Source organism: Oleiphilus sp. HI0117 (assembly GCF_001635235.1).
In genome coordinates this window covers 1-1140 of the sequence record NZ_LWGA01001402.1, presented here as the reverse complement: position 1 = coordinate 1140, position 1140 = coordinate 1, and the positions used below count along the sequence as shown (strand labels likewise).

Sequence of the window (1140 nt, the reverse complement as noted above, 5' to 3'; positions counted from 1 at the left end):
ATTGGCGGATGTTAATAAGCTTCTTCTAGATTTATTCTATTTTTAGACACTTTAACTTCTACTAGAAAGAAGGTGAAAGCGTCAAACGAAAATGTGAGCCCGACGATTTCTTGGGCTATCACGTGTAACCAAGAGTCAGGCAGGTTAGCTGTTAATACATACCCCTTCGAAGCCCATATTGTGATTTGATTAAGACAATAATCTCTTTAGGCGACACTTTTAAGCTTTCGTTGATTGCTGAAGGTGTAGAAACGAAAGCACAAGAGAGTGAACTAATTAAACTGGGCTGTATTCAAGCTCAGGGTTATCTTTATTCAAAGCCTGTCGATAGCATTGTATTTCATGAACAATTTATCGCTTCTTTAACATAGGGTGTGGTGATTAACAGCGGGTGTGATTGACCTGTGGAAAAGAAGGTCTAGCGGAGACCTTCTTTGTTAGGGCCAGGGAGACGGTTGCTGTTGTTAATATGTTGTATAGCGTTAAGCCAGACTATGCGTAATCGTAATCACCAGCTGCATTTATGGCGGCCTGGTATGCGGGCCTAGCATGAATACTGGCAACATAATTGCTAATATTAGGATGTGTTTCGGGAGTTGCCAGGCCTCTTGCGCAGGCTGCTTCTAGTGGAAAAATCATTTGAAAATCAACACCACTCAAGGCATCACCACAGAACCAAGAACGTCCATTTAAGTAATGATTGATATAGCTTAAATGTGTGATTAAATTTGGCTTTATAAAGGTAGAAATTGCTTTTTCGGCGATCTTTTTTGCAATAGGTCTAGCAAAAAAAGGCATCGGGCTGGTTTTAACCTTATCAAATACAAGCTTCATAACGAGATAAGGCATCAATGAACCTTCAGCATAGTGCATCCAGTATTGGTAGTTTAAATATTCTTCAGTGTTGATTTCCGGCTTTAGATTTGGAGCGTACTGATTCACTAGATAATCGATGATAACCGCAGACTCTGCAATTTTATTTTCGCCATCTTCCAAGATCGGAGCCTTACCAAGAGGGTGCACTTCCTTAAGTTTTTCTGGAGCTAGGTAGGTAGTAGGGTCTCGCTGATAGGATTCTATTTCAAAGTCTAGCCCTAACTCCTCTAAGGCCCAAATAACGCGTTGAGATCGTGAATTATT

General features: G+C 40.5%; 2 protein-coding genes. One reads left to right on the top strand and one right to left on the bottom strand.

Annotated elements, in window-relative coordinates:
* Positions 1-185: 185 nt before the first annotated feature.
* Complete coding sequence (locus A3757_RS28215; protein WP_068508809.1) at positions 186-371, top strand: EAL domain-containing protein; 186 nt, start codon at positions 186-188, stop codon at positions 369-371.
* Positions 372-492: 121 nt separating this feature from the next.
* Here A3757_RS28215 and A3757_RS23750 read toward each other — a convergent pair.
* Positions 493-1140: glutathione S-transferase (locus A3757_RS23750; protein ID WP_068740400.1), on the bottom strand; the 648-nt coding region annotated here is incomplete at its 5' end.